Here is a 15,572-nt window from a genome sequence, read left to right as displayed (position 1 = left end):
TAGTTGACACGTCGTGATCGATGGGTGGCATGAAGCGCGATTCGCGCACGGCGTTGGGGGTCAGCTTCAGCTGGTCACCTTCAGCTGGTCACCGTGAACCACGTGGCCCGGGACTTCTTCCACTCCGCGTGGGTGAGGTCCTTGGCCTCCGTCCCGTCGCCGTACAGGTCGGCGGAGCCGTTGTCGGTGATCAGCTGGGCGCGGGCGCCGGGGACGGTGAGGTCGGGGACGTCGACGACGGACTCCCAGCCGCCGGGGTCCGAGGTGGGCAGATCGACACGCTTGACCGGGGCGTGGGCCGGGTCGCCGTCCCAGGAGTAGAGGGCGTACGGGTCGGTGTTGTCGTCGGCGGCCCAGGAACCGGCGACGATCAGGTACTGGTCCTCCGCGTTCTTGCGGATGTCGCGGACCGAGAGGCCGCCGAGGTCGAGTTCGACCGGGGTGCCGAAGGTGGCCGACGCGCCGCTGCCCACCACCTTGTCGATGTTCGTGACCGGCACGAGGAGCGCCTTGCCGCCGGTCACCGCCGGGGTGAGCGGCGCGCGGAAGCCGATGTACGCCGTGGTCGTCGAGCCCGGGGCGAACTCCAGGCCCTCCACGTTGAAGCCGTCGATCTGCTTGGGGACCTGGCCGTCGGCGGTGCCCGCCGCGAAGCCGTAGCGGTCGCCGTTCGCCTCGTCCCAGGCGACGAGGTCGTCGCGGAGCTTCGCGTACGAGCCGGCGTACGACAGCGCGGTCGACGCGCCGGAGCCGGTCACCTTGGTCGTGAAGACCGTGTTGCGGGCCGACTTGTACACGCCGTCCTTGTTGTTGCCCAGCGAGCCCGTCCAGTAGATGGTGTCGCCGACACGGGTGGCACCCTCGATGTCGATCTCCTTCGAGACGCCGATGTTCGAGCTGAAGTCCCAGCTCTTGACGGGCGCACCGGAGGCCGAACGGTCGTACAGCCGCAGGGCGTTGGACTCGTCGTCCGCGACCACCACGTATCCGCCGCCCACGTCGACGGCGGCGGAGGCGTCGCTGGAACCGGTGAAGTACCGGCTGTCGGCGGACTGCTGGACGGCCGCGGAGGCGGCGTAGTGCAGGGTCTTCGTGGCCGTCTGGCCGTCGACTCCCGTCACCTTGACGGTGAGGTCGGTGTAGCCCTGGCCGCGCGCGGCGACCGCGACCTGCCGGGCGGCGCCGGTTCCGGTGACCGTGACGTCGCCGGTGGTGGCCACGGACGTCTTGCTGCTCTTGCTCACGGTGACGGTGAGCGCGGCGGCGTCGGCACCGCTCTGACCGACCGTCACCTGCACGACCGGGTCCCCGCTCGCACCCACCGCGCCCGACAGATACGCCGCCGACAGCGAAAGACTCGGTGTGCCGTAACTCGCCGCCCGTGCCTGGCTTCCCATGCCCATGGCCGTGAGCGTAAGCACCCCGCCCAGCACGGCAACCGTCCTGCGGCCTCTGGGGAAAACGTAGTCCTGCACTGGGACCCTTTCGTCGGCGTGATGTCGACGAGAAGGCTCAGCCGCCCCCGCCAACTCCACGCGGCGGGCGTACGTCCGAGGGGTGAACACCTTCGGGCACCGTCAGGGATTCCCGGAAACCGTCAGGGAGTTGGACCCGGTCCGAGGGACCTCTCCTGGACGCCCGCCAAGTGGGTCGCGAAGACCTCGCGTGCGTCAGGTGACAGGGTGCGCAGCGCCACCATGGCCGTGATCATGACGTCGCACAGCTCCGAGCGGACGTCGTCCCAGGTGTGGCTCGCGCCCTTGCGCGGGTTCTGGCCCATCGCGCCGATGACCGCCTCGGCGACTTCACCGACCTCCTCCGACAGCTTCAGCATGCGCAGGAGCAGGCCTTCCTGGCCGGCGTGTGCCCGGTTGGCGTCCAGCCAGGCGTGGAGGCGGTCGATCGAGTCCCAGACGTCTTCATCAGCCATGGGGCCAGTGTCCCCGGAGTCAGCCATGGCACCAGCCTCCCCAGAGGCGGCCGGCCCGACGCCTACTCTTCGACGAACGCCTGCTCGTCGAAGAGTGCCTCCTGTTCCCCCTCCGCCGCCTTGCGCACCCGCTTGTTCCGGGCGCCCACGACCACCGCCGTGGCCGCCGCGGTCACGCCCAGCGCCACCGGCACCATCCAGCCGCGGTTCACCGTGTGGCCCAGCAGGTGGTCGAGGGAGAGGCGGCCGGGTCCCGTCACGGCCAGGCCCGCCGCCGTCAGACCCAGCGACGCCGCGTACTCGTAGCCGCCGCCCTGTGCGAAGAACCCGTTCGGCATGTGCACCGCCGCCGCGCCCGCCATCGCGCCGGCCGCAGCAGCACCGGCCGCGGGGGTCGCGAGGCCCAGCGCCAGCAGCGCGCCGCCGCCCGCCTCCGAGAGGCCCGCAGCTGCCGCGCTCGCCTTCCCGGGCGCGTAGCCCATGGCCTCCATGGCCGCGCCGGTCCCCTCCAGGCCGCCCCCGCCGAACCAGCCGAACAGCTTCTGCGCACCGTGCGCGGCCAGCACCCCGCCCGTACCCAGACGGAGCAACAGCAGTCCCAGATCACTTCGGTCGATACACGGCACGGTGACTCCCAGAGCAGACGACGGCGATATCCGGTCCCTCCCGCGTTCCACCGTCGCACCGATGACCCGCGCCCGACGCGCCCGCGCCGCCGTTCGGGTGGCGGGCGCCGTGGACCGGTGTGAGTCTGGCTCCCATGACGATTCAGGTAGCGAAACTCAGCGACCCGGCCGTCCGGGCCTTCGTCACCGCCGTGAACGCCCACGACCGTGCGGCCTTCCAGGCGCTGCTCGCGCCCGGCGCGACCATGTCCGACGACGGCTCCGACCGGGACCTCGACGAGTGGACCGACCGGGAGATCTTCTCCTCCCACGGCCATATGGACGTCGACAACGAGTCCAAGGGCGGCCGCGCGCTCATCGCCCACTACAGCAACGACACCTGGGGCGAGATGAAGACGAAGTGGAGCTTCACCGTCGACGACGGCGGAAAGATCACCCACTTCGAGACCGGCCAGGCGTAACCGTCCTCCAGTCGGCGGACGCAACCCCCGTAACCCATCAAGGGCTTGCCTTCGTGTGCGCTCCAACTCCTAACGTCCTGCGGCATGGAGAGAACCGAGCACAGGACACTGGGACGCAGCGGCATCGAGGTCAGCCCCCTCGGCTTCGGCTGCTGGGCCATCGGTGGTGAGTGGGCGACGCCCGACGGGCAGCCGCTGGGCTGGGGCAAGGTCGACGACGAGGAGTCCGTACGGGCGATCCGGCGCGCCCTCGATCTCGGCGTGACGTTCTTCGACACGGCGGACGCGTACGGCGCCGGGCACAGCGAGCGCGTCCTCGCGCGCGCCCTCGGCAAGCGACGGGCCGACGTGGTCCTCGCCACCAAGTGGGGCAACGTGATCGACGAGGAGCGCCGGCTGCTCACCGGCAGCGACGACTCCCCGGCGTACGCCCGCCGCGCGCTGACCGCTTCACTGCGGCGCCTGGACACCGACCACGTCGACCTGTACCAGCTGCACCTCTCCGACGCCGACCCGGAGCGCGCCGCCCAACTGCGCGACATCTGCGAGGAGTTCGTACGAGAGGGGCTCATCCGCGCGTACGCGTGGAGCACCGACGACCCCGGGCGCGCGGCCGTCTTCGCCGAGGGCGCGCACTGTGCGGCCGTGCAGCATCGTCTCAACATCCTTCAGGACGCACCCGAACTCCTCGCTGTCTGCGAGGAGTTGAACCTCGCGAGCATCAACCGCAGTCCGCTCGCGATGGGGTTGCTCACCGGGAAGCATGCGGCGGGGCGGGCCCTCGAAGCCGGCGACATCCGCAGGAAGCCGCCGGAGTGGCTGCCCGGCTTCACGGCCGACGGAGCCGCCGACCCGGACTGGCTGGCCAGAGTCGACGCCCTCAAGGAGATCCTCACCAGCGGCGGCCGTACCCTCGCGCAGGGCGCCCTCGCCTGGCTGTGGGCGCGCAGCCCCCGCACCGTCCCCATCCCGGGGTTCCGCTCGGTCGCCCAGGCCGAGGAGAACGCGGGCGCGATCGCCGAAGGGCCGCTCACCGCCGCGCAGTTGACCGAAGTCGACCACGTTCTCGGACGCTGAGCGGCCCCTGGACCGCGCACGGGCAGCAGCCGTCATACGGCCGCCGGGTGATCAGTAGCCCTGACCGCCGTACGGCTGCTGCTGCGCGAGCTGCTGCTGCGCGGGCTGCTGGGTGTACTGCTGAGGTGCCGCGCGGCGCGCGCCGCCCTGCTCCTTCAGCGTGATCTGCCCCGCCTTGATGGTCGCGAGGCGCGGCGCGCGACGGGCGATGGACGAGTCGTGGGTGACCATGATGAAGGTCAGCCCGTACTCGTGCCACAGCCCTTCGAGCAGACCCATGATGTCGTCGCGGGTGCCCTCGTCGAGGTTGCCGGTCGGCTCGTCCGCGAGCAGCACCTTCGGCTTCTTGACCAGGGCGCGCGCGATGGCGACACGCTGCTGCTGGCCGCCGGACAGCTCCGACGGCGCATGGCCCAGGCGGTCGCCGAGACCGACCGAGGTCAGGGCCTCGGCGGCCCGCTCGCGCCGCTCCTTGGGCTTCACACCGAGCGGCACGAGGGCCGTCTCGACGTTCTCCTGGGCGGTCAGCGTCGGGATGAGGTTGAACGACTGGAAGATGATGCCGATCTTCTCGGCGCGCAGCCGGGTCAGCTTGGCCTCGCTGATGGAGGCGAGGTCCACGCCGTCCAGCTCGACGCTGCCGGAGGTCGGGCGGTCCAGGCCGCCGATCATCTGGAGCAGCGTCGACTTGCCGCCGCCGGTGGGGCCCTGGATGACGAGCTGGTCGCCGTCCTCGATGGCGAGGTCGATGCCGCGCAGCGCCTCCACCGTCTCCTTGCCCCGTGTGTAGCGCTTGGTGACGCCGGTGAGCTTGTACATGAAGGTCTCCGAAGATGAAGGGGGTGGGGCGCCGCGGCCCGGGGGGAGTGGACGCGGCGCCCCAGCTCAGGGGTGGTGCTCGAAGGGGATTAAGAGACGCTGCGCAGGGCGTCCGCGGGACGCATCCGGGAGGCGCGCCAGCCGCCCATCGCACCGGCGATCAGACCGCCCGCGATGGCCAGGCTCGCGGCGAGCGCGATGGTGGTCAGCGAGACCGGCGCGGAGAGCGCGATGTCGATGGTGTTCTTGGCCGCCGAAGCCGCCTGCTGACCGGGACCGCCGCCACCGGGGCCGCCCATACCGCCACCGCCGGTGCTGGTGGAACCGAGCTCCGCCGTCAGCTTCGGGCTGATCGCCGTCACCGTGTACGCGGCGCCGAGACCGAGGGCGATGCCGAGCGCGCCGCCGAGCAGACCGTTCACCATGGACTCGCCGACGACCTGGCGGGTGACCTTGCGGGACGGCCAGCCGAGCGCCTTCAGGGTGCCGAACTCACGGACGCGACGGGAGACGGCGGAGGAGGTGAGCAGCGCCGCCACCAGGAACGCGGCGATGAGAACCGCGATGGACAGCCACTTGCCGACGCTGGTCGCCAGGTTCGAGGCGGTCGACAGCGAGCCGGAGACGGTGTCCGCGAGGTCGGCCGAGGTGGTGACCGTCGTACCCGAGATGTTCGCCTGGATCGTCTTCTTGACCGTGGCGATCTGCTTCGAGTCGGTCGCCTTGACGTAGATCGTGGTGACCTTGTTCTTCGAGTCACCCAGCGACTGCGCCTGCTTCAGCGGCAGGTAGACATCGGTGGTCGACTCGCTGCTGTCGGGCGTGGCGATACCGATGATCGTGTACTTGGTGCCGGAGATCTTGATGGTCTTGCCGACCGTCTTCTTGTTCTCCTTGGCGTACGACTTGCTGAGCACCGCGACCTTCGCGTTGGTCTGCGACGCCGTGAAGGTCTTGCCCGTGGAGATCTTCGAGGTGGCCAGCGGGCCGAGATCCTGGTTGGTGACGTCGACGCCCGCGACTGAGTACGAGTTCACGTCGAAGGAGGCGCCGCCGCCCTGCACCTGCGGGGCACCCGTGCTGCCGCTGCTCTGGCCGCCGGGGCCGCCCTGCTGCGTGCTGGAGGAACCGGTGGTGGACTTCGCCTTGCCCTGGGTGAAGGAGCCGTCGACCTTGGTGACGTTCAGGCTCAGTGCGCCGACCGCGCTCGCCACGCCCTTCTGCGCGGCGACCTTGGTGACGAGCGAGGACTTCAGGGACTGACCGCCCTGGGTCATCACGCGGTCCGAGCTCTGGGTGTCGCTGCTGTCGTTCGACTTGGCGTCGAAGTTGAACTTCGGCCGGCCGGAGGAGCTGCTCGTGGGTGCCGTCTGGGCCTTCGTGACCGTCATGTCGGTGCCGAGCCCGTACAGCGACTTCAGGACCTTGTCCTGAGCCTGCTGCATGCCGGCCGACACCGAGTTGACGGTGATGACCAGCGCGATACCGAGCGCCAGACCCATGGCGATCACCAGCGCCGCCTTCTTGCGCCGGCTCAGCTCACGCTTGAGATAGATGCCAAACATCCCGTTCCTCAAAGGTTCTTGGCGCCCGCTGTGGGCGCGGCCACAAGCTATGGAGGAACCTTTGAGTCGGGCTGAGTAAGAGATGTGTGAGGGCTGAGAAAGTGGCGACCGAAATCAATATTCCGTAAGACAGCTGATTCCTAAGGTCTCTAGGGCGTACTGCCAGGAAACGCCTGTTGAGTGACTCCTCGGTGAAGAACAGCGGGCCCGCCCGGTACGCATCTCCCGGTGGGACGGTGGACGGTCGTACGGGGCGGGCCCGCGCCTCTTGCACGCCCTTGCGCGCGCCTTCACGCCGTGCCGCTTTACCGTGTCTTTGGACGCGGTGTTCCTTTCCTTTATCACCCCGCTGTACCGCCTCGCGGACGCACTTTGTACGGTCCCGGGATGCGTGATTCTTCTCGGCTCTCCCGTCGTGCCGCTCTCGGCCTCGCCGCGGCCGTCCCGCTGGCCGCCGCCTCCCCCTCGTACGCCGCCACCACGATCGGCGGTGAACGGCTCGGCCGCACCGGCGTCCAGATGCGCGGAGCCTCGGGGCTGCCCAAGAGGCTCACCGCCCGCGCCTGGCTGGTCGCGGACCACGAGAGCGGCGAGGTGCTCGCCTCCTACAACGCGCACAAGCGCCTCGCGCCCGCATCCACTTTGAAGATGCTGTTCGCGGACACCGTGCTGAAGAAGTTCGAGCGGACCGAGAAGCACAAGGTGACCGACGCCGACCTCGCCGGGATACCCGCGGGCTCCAGTCTCGTCGGCGTCAAGCCCGGCATCACGTACACCGTCGAGCAGCTGTGGCAGGGCGTCTTCCTGCGCTCCGGCAACGACGCGGTGCACGTGCTCAGCCATATGAACGGCGGTGTCCCCGAGACCGTCGCGCAGATGCAGGCCAAGGCCCAGGATCTGCAGGCCCTGGACACCCATGTGGTCAGCCCCGACGGCTTCGACCACAAGGGGCAGCTGTCGTCCGCGTACGACCTGACGCTCTTCGCCCGGCACGGCCTCGCCGACGCCGACTTCCGTGCCTACTGCTCGACGAAGACCGCCGACTTCCCGGCCGGCGGCAAGAAGACCTTCCAGATCCAGAACACCGACCGGCTGCTCACGGGCGCGTGGGGCGTGGAGACGTACGACGGTCTGATCGGTGTGAAGAACGGTTACACCAGCAACGCCGGCAACACCTTCACCGGGGCCGCGACCCGCGACGGGCGGACCCTCCTCGTCACGGTGATGCACCCGAAGAGCGGCGGCAGCAGCGTCTACCAGGAGACGGCCCAGCTGCTCGACTGGGGTTTCAAGAACGCGGCCAAGGCTCAGCCGGTCGGCACGCTGGTCGATCCGCTCAGTGAGGGCGGCGCGAGCGCGGCAGCCACCCAGAAGGCGGCGAAGTCGGCGAAGGCGGCCGCGGGCGCTCCGGCCGCGGCGGCGGCGGACGGTTCGTCGTGGGGGCCGGCCGGCGGGGCCGCGGGAGCCGCGCTGCTGCTCGCGGGCGGGGCGTGGGCGCTGCGCAACCGCCGGCGCAAGGCGGCCGGGGGCGCGGTGGACGACGCGGTGGACGACATGGCGGACGGCCGTCACCGGCGCTGATTGCGGGGCAGCCGCTCCACGGTCCGGTGCACACCCCGCGGTCCCACGCGAGGTCCACCCCCACCCGGGCCGCGGAACGGCTGCCACCTCCCCCCTCGGTGTGGACCAGTGGCCGTACCGAAGTCTCGTGCTCCAAGTGTGAAGCTCTGATGGAGGAGATGTTGAGCATAAGCCCACTACCGGCCTATATGGTCCGGAGGTTCAGCTTCCGTTTGTGCAGGTTGAGTTGTTGACGAACCGTTGACGACGTGGACGCGTCCGCCTCAGCCACGTCCCACGTACGGCATCGTCGTCGCCAGCACCGTCGCGAACTGCACATTCGCCTCCAGGGGCAGCTCCGCCATGTGCCGGACCGTGCGCGCCACATCGGCCACATCCATCACCGGCTCGATCGCCAGTTCGCCGTTCGCCTGGAGGGTTCCGGTTCGCATGCGCTCGGTCATGTCGGTGGCCGCGTTCCCGATGTCGATCTGACCGCAGGCGATCCGGTACGGACGCCCGTCCAGGGACAACGACTTGGTCAGCCCGGTCAGCGCGTGCTTCGTGGCCGTGTACGCGATCGACTGCGGGCGCGGGGTGTGCGCCGAGATCGAGCCGTTGTTGATGATCCGGCCGCCCTGCGGGTCCTGCTCCTTCATCCGCCGGTACGCCGCCTGCGCGCACAGGAACGCGCCGTTGAGGTTGGTGTCCACGACGTGCCGCCACGCCTCGTACGGCAGCTCTTCGAGGGGGACGCCGCCCGGGCCGAACGTACCGGCGTTGTTGAAGAGCAGGTCGAGCCGCCCGAAGTGATCGTGTACGGCCGCGAACAGGGCGGCCACGTCGTCCGGCCGCGAGACGTCCGCGCGTACGGCGATCGAGGGCCCCTCGGGTACGAGAGCCGCCGTCTCCTCCAGCGTCTCGGTCCTGCGTCCGGCCAGCGCCACCGACCAGCCGGTACGCAGCAGTTCGGCGGCTACGGCCCGGCCGATGCCGGAGCCCGCTCCGGTTACGACCGCGATCTTCGTCTGCTTGGGATGCATGGCGTTCATGGGGCCGCAGCGTAGACGGGGAGGTGTACGTCCATGAGCACCACGTCCGCCAGGGTGCGGCGGCGTCCCGGATGGCGTCAGGCGGTCTCGCCGGGGTAGCGGACGCCGATGCGGTCCCGTATCGCGTCGAGCGTCCGCATCACGGCGAGGCTGCCGTCGAGGGGGACGACCGGGGACTCGGCCTCGCCGGCGCGCAGGGCGCGCATCACCTCGGCGGCCTCGTGCTTGAGGCTGTTGCGTGCGCCGGACGCCGGGTCGGCCGTGAACGTCTCGGGGTCGCGGCCGTCGCGGTGCAGGACGAAGTGGTCCGGGAAGAAGAATCCGCCGGGGATGTCGATACGGCCCGCGGAGCCGGTGACGGATGCGGCGACGGGGGTTCCGCCATTGATGGAGCAGTGCACCGAAGCGAGAGCGCCGCTCTCCCAGGAGAGCAGTGCTCCCGTCTGGAGATCGACGCCCTCGTCGGAGAGCACTGCTCTCGCGGTGATGTCCGAGGGCTCCCCGAGCAGCAGCTGCGCGAACGACACCGGGTAGACGCCGAGATCGAGCAGCGCGCCGCCGCCCTGTGCGGGGTCCCGCAGCCGGTGCGAGGACGGGAAGGGGCCGGCCAGCCCGAAGTCGGCCTGAACCGTGCGCACTTCACCGATCACACCGTCGTCGACGAGCGCCTTCAGCCGCCGGACCAGCGGATTGCAGTACATCCACATGGCCTCCATCAGGAACCGGTCGTGCCGCTTCGCGAGCGCGACCAGCTCCTCGGCCTCCCGCGCGTTCAGCGTGAACGCCTTCTCGCACAGCACATGGCGCCCGGCCTCAAGACACATCCCGGCCGCCGCCCGGTGCGCCGAGTGCGGAGTGGCGACGTACACGATGTCGACGTCCGCGTCCTCGGCCAGCGACGCCCAGTCCCCGTACGCCCTCGGTATCCCGAACCGCTCCGCGAACGCCTTCGCCGAGGCGTCCGTGCGCGAGGCGACGGCCACGACCTCCGCGTCCGGCATGTCCACCAGATCCGCCGTGAACGCCGCGGCGATCCCGCCGGTCGCCAGAATGCCCCACCGCACGCGTTCGCGTTCGCCCGCCATCGTCGCCCGCCCTTGCTCTGTGACCCCGAACACTCCGTTCGAACTGAGAGCATAGGTGGCGGATTACTCGGAGAGTCGGAGAGGGAGGGGCACATGCGGGACCAGGACGGCCCGGCAGGACACATACCGAACACGGCGGTCGCCGACGCCACGTCGCCGGCCGCCGACCCGGCGCCGCCCGCCGCCCCGGCAGAGGCAGCCCCCGGCGGGACCCCCGACGCCGGCGCCCTCCGCCGCACCGGACTCCTCGTCACCCTGATCCTCGGCGGGCTCACCGCCACGCCCCCGCTGGCGATGGACATGTACCTCCCGTCGCTGCCGGAGGTCACGAGGTCGCTGCACGCCCCGGCCGCGACCGTGCAGCTCACGCTCACCGCCTGCCTCGCCGGGATGGCGCTCGGACAGCTCGTGGTCGGACCGATGAGCGACCGATGGGGCCGCAAGCGGCCGCTGCTCGCCGGCCTCGCCGTCTACGTCGTCGCCACCGTGCTGTGCGCCCTGGCGCCCAACGTCGAACTCCTCGTCGCCTTCCGGCTGGCGCAGGGCCTCGCGGGCGCGGCCGGGATCGTGATCGCCCGGGCTGTCGTCCGCGATCTGTACGACGGCATGGCGATGGCCCGCTTCTTCTCCACCCTCATGCTGATCTCCGGCGTCGCCCCGATCGTCGCGCCGCTCATCGGCGGGCAGATCCTGCGCTTCACCGACTGGCGGGGCGTGTTCGTCGTCCTCACGGCGGTCGGCATCGCGCTGACGGCCGTCGTCTGGTTCCGGCTCCCCGAGACCCTCGCGCCCGGCGAACGGCACAGCGGCGGCGTCGGCGAGGCGCTGCGCGCGATGCGCGGACTGCTCGCCGACCGGGTCTTCGCCGGGTACATGCTCGCGGGCGGCTTCGCGTTCGCCGCGCTGTTCGCGTACATCTCGGCGTCCCCGTTCGTGGTGCAGGAGATCTACGGAGCCTCGCCCCAGACGTTCAGCCTGCTCTTCGGCCTCAACTCCGTCGGCCTGGTGATCGTCGGGCAGATCAACGGCAAGATCCTGGTCGGCCGGGTCAGCCTCGACAAGGTCCTCGCCGTCGGTCTCGCGGCCATCGCCGTCGCCGCGACCGCGCTGCTGCTGATGTCCTCCGGCGTCTTCGGCGAGGCCGGCCTGGTCCCGGTGGCCGCCGCGCTGTTCGTGCTCATGTCCGCGATGGGCATCGCCCTGCCCAACACACAGGCGCTCGCCCTCATGCGCGTCCGGCACGCCGCCGGCTCCGCCTCCGCGCTGCTGGGCACCTCCTCCTTCCTCATCGGCGCGATCGCCTCGCCCCTCGTCGGAATCGCCGGGGAGCACACCGCCGTCCCGATGGCCGTCGTCCAACTGGCCGCAGTACTGGTGGCCATCGCCTGCTTCGTGGGACTGTGCCGTCCCTGGCAGACGGGACGCACACCGGACGGAAAGGCGGCGGACAGCTGAGCGCACCGAGACTGCGCGTCGACACACCCGAACGGGCCGGACTCGACCCCGGAGAACTGCGTCAGCTCGTACGAGAGGTACGCGCCCTCACGCGCGGGGCGAACCCCTGGGCGGCGGGCGTGGTGCTGGTCGCGGGGCGCGGCCCGGTGATCGCCGTCGAGGAGGCGGCGGGGTGGGCGGTGCGGTACGCGTCCTACGACGAGGCGGCGGACAAGGGCGTCGAACTCCCGCCGGGGGCACGGGTGCCCATGACCGTCCACACGCCCTTCGACCTGGCCTCCCTCACCAAGCTGTTCACGGCGGTCACCGCGGTGCAGCAGCTGGAGCGCGGCACGCTGGGCATCGACGCGCGGGTCGGCGCGTATCTTCCGGAGTTCCGCGCGGCCGCCGCGTACGACATCACCGTACGACAGCTGCTCACCCACACCTCCGGGCTGCGCCCCGAACTCCCGCTGTACGACTGCCCGGACGACGCGGCGCGGCTCACGATGCTCCGGGCCGAGCCCCCGACGTCCGAACCGGGCGAGTACCTGTACTCCGACCTCAACCCGCTCCTCCTCCAGTACGTGCTGGAGCGCGTCACCGGGCGCGCGCTCGACGTCCTCGTCCGGGACGGCATCACACGGCCGCTCGGCATGACGGCCACGGGGTTCGGGCCCTGCCCGGGCGCGGCGGCGACGGAGGATCAGCGGCGGCCGTGGGCCAAGGTGGACCGGGGGATGCTGCGGGGCGTGGTCCACGACGAGAACGCGTGGGCGCTCGGCGGAGTGGCGGGCCACGCGGGCCTCTTCTCCACCGCCCGCGACCTGGCGGTCTTCTGCCGCACCCTCCTGGCCGGCGGCTCCTACGGCCCCGCCCGCATCCTCGGCCCCGACTTCGTCGAACTCCTCCTCACCCCACCCGGCCTCGGCTTCGCCCTCGACCAGCCCTGGTTCATGGGCGCGCTCGCGGGGCACGGTGCGGCCGGCCATACGGGCTTCACGGGTACGTCGCTGGTGCTGGACCCGGCGACGGACACGTTCCTGGTGCTCCTCGCCAACACCGTCCACCCCAGACGCCGCCCCGCGGACAGCGAGCCGCGGGCCGCTGCCGGGACGCGACTGGCCAGGGCGGTACGCGGCGCCTGACCCCCGGGCTTCTCGTCCCCGCCGCCCCTACCCGTCCCATCCTTCTGGGGCTCCGCCCCAGACCCCGTGGGTTGTGTGTCGTCTGCGGGCCGGTGGGGGCCGTTCGCGCAGTTCCCCGCGCCCCTGACGGCGCGGGGCTTCGCCCCGCGATTCCCCGCCCGCCCACGTTTTTCAGGGGCGCGGGGAACTGCGCAATCTTTTAGCGGGGGTCTGGGGGCGCAGCCCCCAGGGATGGGACGGGTAGGGGCGGCGGGGGCGAAACCGTTTGGAACCCGGGGGTCCCGGCGACCGTAGAATCGCCGGGTGAACGCCCCCGTACCCCCCGCCGACACCCTGCGCACCGCCCTCGCGGCCCTCCTCGACGGCCTCCCCCCAAAGGCAGCCACGCAGGCGGTCGACCGGCTGATCGCCAACTACCGGGGCACCACCCCGACCCACACCCCGATCCTCCGCGACCGCTCGGACGTGGTGGCGTACGCGGCCTACCGGATGCCGGCGACATTCGAGGCGGTCCGCGCGGCGCTGGACGCGTTCGCGGACGCGGTCCCGGGGTGGACGCCGGCGAGCCACGTGGACGTCGGCGGCGGCACGGGCGCGGCCACCTGGGCGGTGAACGCGACGTGGGAGGGCGCCCGCCCGGTGACGGTGCTGGACTGGGCCGAGCCCGCGCTCGCCCTCGGCCGGGAGATCGCCGCGGCGAACCCGGAGCTGAAGGGCGCCGAGTGGCACCGCTCTCGTATCGGATCAGCGCTCACCATCGAGAGCACTGATCTCGTCACCGTGTCGTACGTCCTCGGCGAGCTGACCGAGGCCGACCGCGGCTCCGTGGTCGACGCCGCCGCGGCCGCCGCCCAGGCCGTCGTGATCATCGAGCCGGGCACCCCCGACGGCTACGCCCGCGTCATCGAGGCCCGTGACCGCCTGATCCGCGCCGGGTTCCATGTCGCCGCGCCCTGCCCGCACAGCGCGGCCTGCCCCATCGTCCCCGGAGAGGACTGGTGCCACTTCTCCGCCCGGGTCGCCCGTTCCTCGCTGCACCGCCAGGTCAAGGGCGGCTCCCTGCCGTACGAGGACGAGAAGTTCAGCTACGTCGCCGCCACCCGCTTCCCGCCCACCCCGGCCCCCTCCCGCGTCGTACGCAAGCCGCAGATCCGCAAGGGCCAGGTGCTTCTCGACCTGTGCGAGCCGGACGAGGCCCTGCGCCGGGAGACGGTGACGAAGCGTCACGGACCGCTGTACAGGGCGGCCCGTGACGCGGAGTGGGGCGACGCCTGGCCGCCGGCCGCGGAGGACTAGTGGGGGCCGCAGGGGACGAGACGATCCGTATCGTTGCCCTGGTAGGTTCGGGTCATGGCCCAGAAGCCCAAGACCAGCCCCGATTCCACCCGCCGCAGCGAGAAGTCGCGTCGGGCGATCCACGCCGCCGCCCTCGAACTCGTCGGCGAGGTCGGCTACCCCAAGACCACGATCGAGGGCATCGCGGCCCGCGCCGGAGTCGGCAAGCAGACGATCTACCGCTGGTGGTCGTCGAAGGCGGACGTGCTGCTCGACGCGTTCACGGACCTGGGTGAGCAGGGCGCGCAGGCGGCGGGGCAGGAGTCGTACGAGATCCCGGACACGGGAGATCTGGCCGCCGACCTCAAACTGGTCCTGCGCGCCACCGTGGACGAGCTGCTGGAGCCCAGGTTCGAGGCCCCCGCGCGCGCCCTGGCCGCCGAGGGCGTGGTCAACGAACGGCTCGGCGTCGAGTTCGTGACCAAGCTTCTGGAACCCCAACTCCAGCTGTATGTACGGCGGCTGCGCTCGGCGCAGGACAAAGGTGCCGTACGCCAGGACATCGACCCCCGCATCGCCCTGGAGCTGTTCGTCTCCCCGCTCGCCCAGCGCTGGCTCCAGCGCACGGGCCCGATCTCGTACGAATACACCGACGCCCTCGTCGAGTACGCCCTCTACGGCCTCACCCCTCGCTGAGGGGCCTTCCACAACCGGCCCGGCGCGTCCGTGATGACGCCGTCGCAGCCCAGCGCGAGCGCCCGGTCGCGCTGGGCCGGAGTGACCACGGTGTGCGCCCACACGCGTGGGACGCCGGATCTCGCCGCCCGTACGAGATCGGTGTCACGTGCCTTGTGGTCGACGTCGAGGAGGTCGACGAACGACGCCCAGCGCTCGGGGCGGTCGGTGCGCAGCTGGGCCGCCGAGCGCCACAACTGGCTGACCAGGCCCAGGCGGTGGGCGCGCCGGGCCACCTCCGGGTCGTTGGAGTTCACGAACACCGACCGGGTCAGTCCGCGGGCGCGGAGCATCGCGGCGAGCGTGTCCAGGCTGTCGGGGTCCTTGGCCTCCAGCGTCAGGACGATCCGCCCGCCGAAGCGGTCCAGCACGTCGGCGACGGTCGGTGGGCGCTCCGCCCGCCAGCTGCCGGGGAGGGAATCCCTGGGGTGCAGGCGCACGCCCCGCCACTCCCGGATATCCAGATCCCGCACCGCGCCGCCCGCGTAGGTCGTGCGGTTCAGCGTCGCGTCGTGCATGACCACCACGGTCCCGTCGCGCAGCATCCGGGTGTCGAGGTCGAGCACCTGCGCCGTACCGCGCTCGTACGCCGCCATCAGTCCCGACATGCTGTTCTCCGGCACTTCCCGGGCGCCGCCGCGGTGGGCGACATGGACGACGCGGGGGAGGGCGTCCACCGTCAGCGGGCCCGTGCCCCACTCCGGCGGGGCCGGGATGCCGCCGGGGCCCGCCAGAGTCAGCGAGGCGAGGCCGGCGAGACCAATGAGTGCAGTCCTGGTGACCATGGCGACAACGGTAGGCGGAA

15 protein-coding genes are annotated in these 15,572 nt (G+C 71.2%); 7 read left to right on the top strand and 8 right to left on the bottom strand.

The genetic code is table 11. From position 1 onward, the window contains the following. Nucleotides 1-80 precede the first annotated feature (80 nt). The 3 genes from AB5J50_RS15055 to AB5J50_RS15045 all read right to left on the bottom strand — a co-directional run bounded on the left by AB5J50_RS15055 (nt 81) and on the right by AB5J50_RS15045 (nt 2,556). Complete coding sequence (locus tag AB5J50_RS15055; protein ID WP_369258307.1) at nt 81-1,403, bottom strand: hypothetical protein; 1,323 nt, start codon at nt 1,401-1,403, stop codon at nt 81-83. Between the two features lie 194 nt (nt 1,404-1,597). Then, entirely contained in the window at nt 1,598-1,930 is a 333-nt protein-coding gene (locus AB5J50_RS15050) for a MazG-like family protein (protein ID WP_369258305.1), read from the bottom strand. Between the two features lie 62 nt (nt 1,931-1,992). Further along, a complete protein-coding gene (locus AB5J50_RS15045; RefSeq protein ID WP_369258303.1) occupies nt 1,993-2,556 on the bottom strand; it encodes a DoxX family protein in 564 nt (187 codons plus the stop codon). Nucleotides 2,557-2,690: 134 nt separating this feature from the next. Between AB5J50_RS15045 and AB5J50_RS15040 the strand changes: the two genes are divergently transcribed. Beyond that, nucleotides 2,691-3,017, top strand: coding sequence for a nuclear transport factor 2 family protein (locus tag AB5J50_RS15040; RefSeq protein WP_369258301.1), 327 nt, complete (start codon nt 2,691-2,693; stop codon nt 3,015-3,017). An 84-nt stretch (nt 3,018-3,101) separates the two neighbouring features. Further along, entirely contained in the window at nt 3,102-4,094 is a 993-nt protein-coding gene (locus tag AB5J50_RS15035; RefSeq protein ID WP_369258299.1) for an aldo/keto reductase, read from the top strand. Nucleotides 4,095-4,145: 51 nt separating this feature from the next. Here the strand turns inward: AB5J50_RS15035 and AB5J50_RS15030 are convergent, their stop codons facing one another. Both AB5J50_RS15030 and AB5J50_RS15025 read right to left on the bottom strand, forming a co-directional pair. Then, nucleotides 4,146-4,913, bottom strand: a complete 768-nt coding sequence (locus AB5J50_RS15030; RefSeq protein ID WP_369258297.1) for an ABC transporter ATP-binding protein — start codon at nt 4,911-4,913, stop codon at nt 4,146-4,148. 89 nt (nt 4,914-5,002) lie between these two features. Then, nucleotides 5,003-6,478 carry an ABC transporter permease gene (locus tag AB5J50_RS15025; RefSeq protein ID WP_369258295.1) on the bottom strand — a complete coding sequence of 492 codons (1,476 nt, stop codon included), beginning with the start codon at nt 6,476-6,478 and terminating at the stop codon, nt 5,003-5,005. 387 nt (nt 6,479-6,865) lie between these two features. Between AB5J50_RS15025 and AB5J50_RS15020 the strand changes: the two genes are divergently transcribed. Continuing rightward, on the top strand, nt 6,866-8,059 hold the full coding sequence (locus AB5J50_RS15020) for a D-alanyl-D-alanine carboxypeptidase family protein (RefSeq protein WP_369258293.1): 1,194 nt from the start codon (nt 6,866-6,868) through the stop codon (nt 8,057-8,059). Nucleotides 8,060-8,322: 263 nt separating this feature from the next. Here the strand turns inward: AB5J50_RS15020 and AB5J50_RS15015 are convergent, their stop codons facing one another. Further along, nucleotides 8,323-9,081 carry an SDR family oxidoreductase gene (locus tag AB5J50_RS15015; protein WP_327434988.1) on the bottom strand — a complete coding sequence of 253 codons (759 nt, stop codon included), beginning with the start codon at nt 9,079-9,081 and terminating at the stop codon, nt 8,323-8,325. A gap of 86 nt (nt 9,082-9,167) precedes the next feature. Continuing rightward, nucleotides 9,168-10,175, bottom strand: a complete 1,008-nt coding sequence (locus tag AB5J50_RS15010) for a Gfo/Idh/MocA family protein (protein WP_369258291.1) — start codon at nt 10,173-10,175, stop codon at nt 9,168-9,170. 93 nt (nt 10,176-10,268) lie between these two features. Here AB5J50_RS15010 and AB5J50_RS15005 point away from each other — a divergent pair, with 93 nt between their 5' ends. The 4 genes from AB5J50_RS15005 to AB5J50_RS14990 all read left to right on the top strand — a co-directional run bounded on the left by AB5J50_RS15005 (nt 10,269) and on the right by AB5J50_RS14990 (nt 14,728). Beyond that, nucleotides 10,269-11,630, top strand: coding sequence for a multidrug effflux MFS transporter (locus tag AB5J50_RS15005; protein WP_369258289.1), 1,362 nt, complete (start codon nt 10,269-10,271; stop codon nt 11,628-11,630). Next, nucleotides 11,585-12,757 carry a serine hydrolase domain-containing protein gene (locus AB5J50_RS15000; RefSeq protein ID WP_369265398.1) on the top strand — a complete coding sequence of 391 codons (1,173 nt, stop codon included), beginning with the start codon at nt 11,585-11,587 and terminating at the stop codon, nt 12,755-12,757. Before AB5J50_RS15005 ends, AB5J50_RS15000 begins: the two co-directional genes overlap by 46 nt. A gap of 303 nt (nt 12,758-13,060) precedes the next feature. Further along, nucleotides 13,061-14,053 (top strand): small ribosomal subunit Rsm22 family protein, encoded by a 993-nt coding sequence (locus AB5J50_RS14995; RefSeq protein ID WP_327428241.1) that lies wholly within the window; start codon nt 13,061-13,063, stop codon nt 14,051-14,053. A 54-nt stretch (nt 14,054-14,107) separates the two neighbouring features. Continuing rightward, nucleotides 14,108-14,728 carry a TetR/AcrR family transcriptional regulator gene (locus tag AB5J50_RS14990; protein ID WP_369258287.1) on the top strand — a complete coding sequence of 207 codons (621 nt, stop codon included), beginning with the start codon at nt 14,108-14,110 and terminating at the stop codon, nt 14,726-14,728. On the opposite strand, the gene AB5J50_RS14985 is transcribed toward AB5J50_RS14990, so the two are convergent. Next, nucleotides 14,707-15,552, bottom strand: coding sequence for a glycerophosphodiester phosphodiesterase (locus tag AB5J50_RS14985; protein ID WP_369258285.1), 846 nt, complete (start codon nt 15,550-15,552; stop codon nt 14,707-14,709). The genes AB5J50_RS14990 and AB5J50_RS14985 overlap by 22 nt on opposite strands. Nucleotides 15,553-15,572: the final 20 nt, after the last annotated feature.

It is taken from the genome of Streptomyces sp. R35, from assembly GCF_041053035.1.
Lineage (GTDB): Bacteria > Actinomycetota > Actinomycetes > Streptomycetales > Streptomycetaceae > Streptomyces > Streptomyces lutosisoli.
Note: the sequence above shows the minus strand (reverse complement) of the source record. Positions and strands in the feature narration are given on the sequence as shown.

Bases quoted from the DNA above. Each gene is read 5' to 3' on its own strand.
- AB5J50_RS15025 (WP_369258295.1), bottom strand. From the start codon at position 6,478: ATGTTTGGCATCTATCTCAAGCGTGAGCTGAGCCGGCGCAAGAAGGCG.
- AB5J50_RS15055 (WP_369258307.1), bottom strand. From the start codon at position 1,403: ATGGGCATGGGAAGCCAGGCACGGGCGGCGAGTTACGGCACACCGAGT.
- AB5J50_RS15015 (WP_327434988.1), bottom strand. From the start codon at position 9,081: ATGCATCCCAAGCAGACGAAGATCGCGGTCGTAACCGGAGCGGGCTCC.
- AB5J50_RS15020 (WP_369258293.1), top strand. From the start codon at position 6,866: ATGCGTGATTCTTCTCGGCTCTCCCGTCGTGCCGCTCTCGGCCTCGCC.
- AB5J50_RS15005 (WP_369258289.1), top strand. From the start codon at position 10,269: ATGCGGGACCAGGACGGCCCGGCAGGACACATACCGAACACGGCGGTC.
- AB5J50_RS15050 (WP_369258305.1), bottom strand. From the start codon at position 1,930: ATGGCTGATGAAGACGTCTGGGACTCGATCGACCGCCTCCACGCCTGG.
- AB5J50_RS14985 (WP_369258285.1), bottom strand. From the start codon at position 15,552: ATGGTCACCAGGACTGCACTCATTGGTCTCGCCGGCCTCGCCTCGCTG.
- AB5J50_RS15030 (WP_369258297.1), bottom strand. From the start codon at position 4,913: ATGTACAAGCTCACCGGCGTCACCAAGCGCTACACACGGGGCAAGGAG.
- AB5J50_RS15035 (WP_369258299.1), top strand. From the start codon at position 3,102: ATGGAGAGAACCGAGCACAGGACACTGGGACGCAGCGGCATCGAGGTC.
- AB5J50_RS14990 (WP_369258287.1), top strand. From the start codon at position 14,108: ATGGCCCAGAAGCCCAAGACCAGCCCCGATTCCACCCGCCGCAGCGAG.
- AB5J50_RS15040 (WP_369258301.1), top strand. From the start codon at position 2,691: ATGACGATTCAGGTAGCGAAACTCAGCGACCCGGCCGTCCGGGCCTTC.
- AB5J50_RS15010 (WP_369258291.1), bottom strand. From the start codon at position 10,175: ATGGCGGGCGAACGCGAACGCGTGCGGTGGGGCATTCTGGCGACCGGC.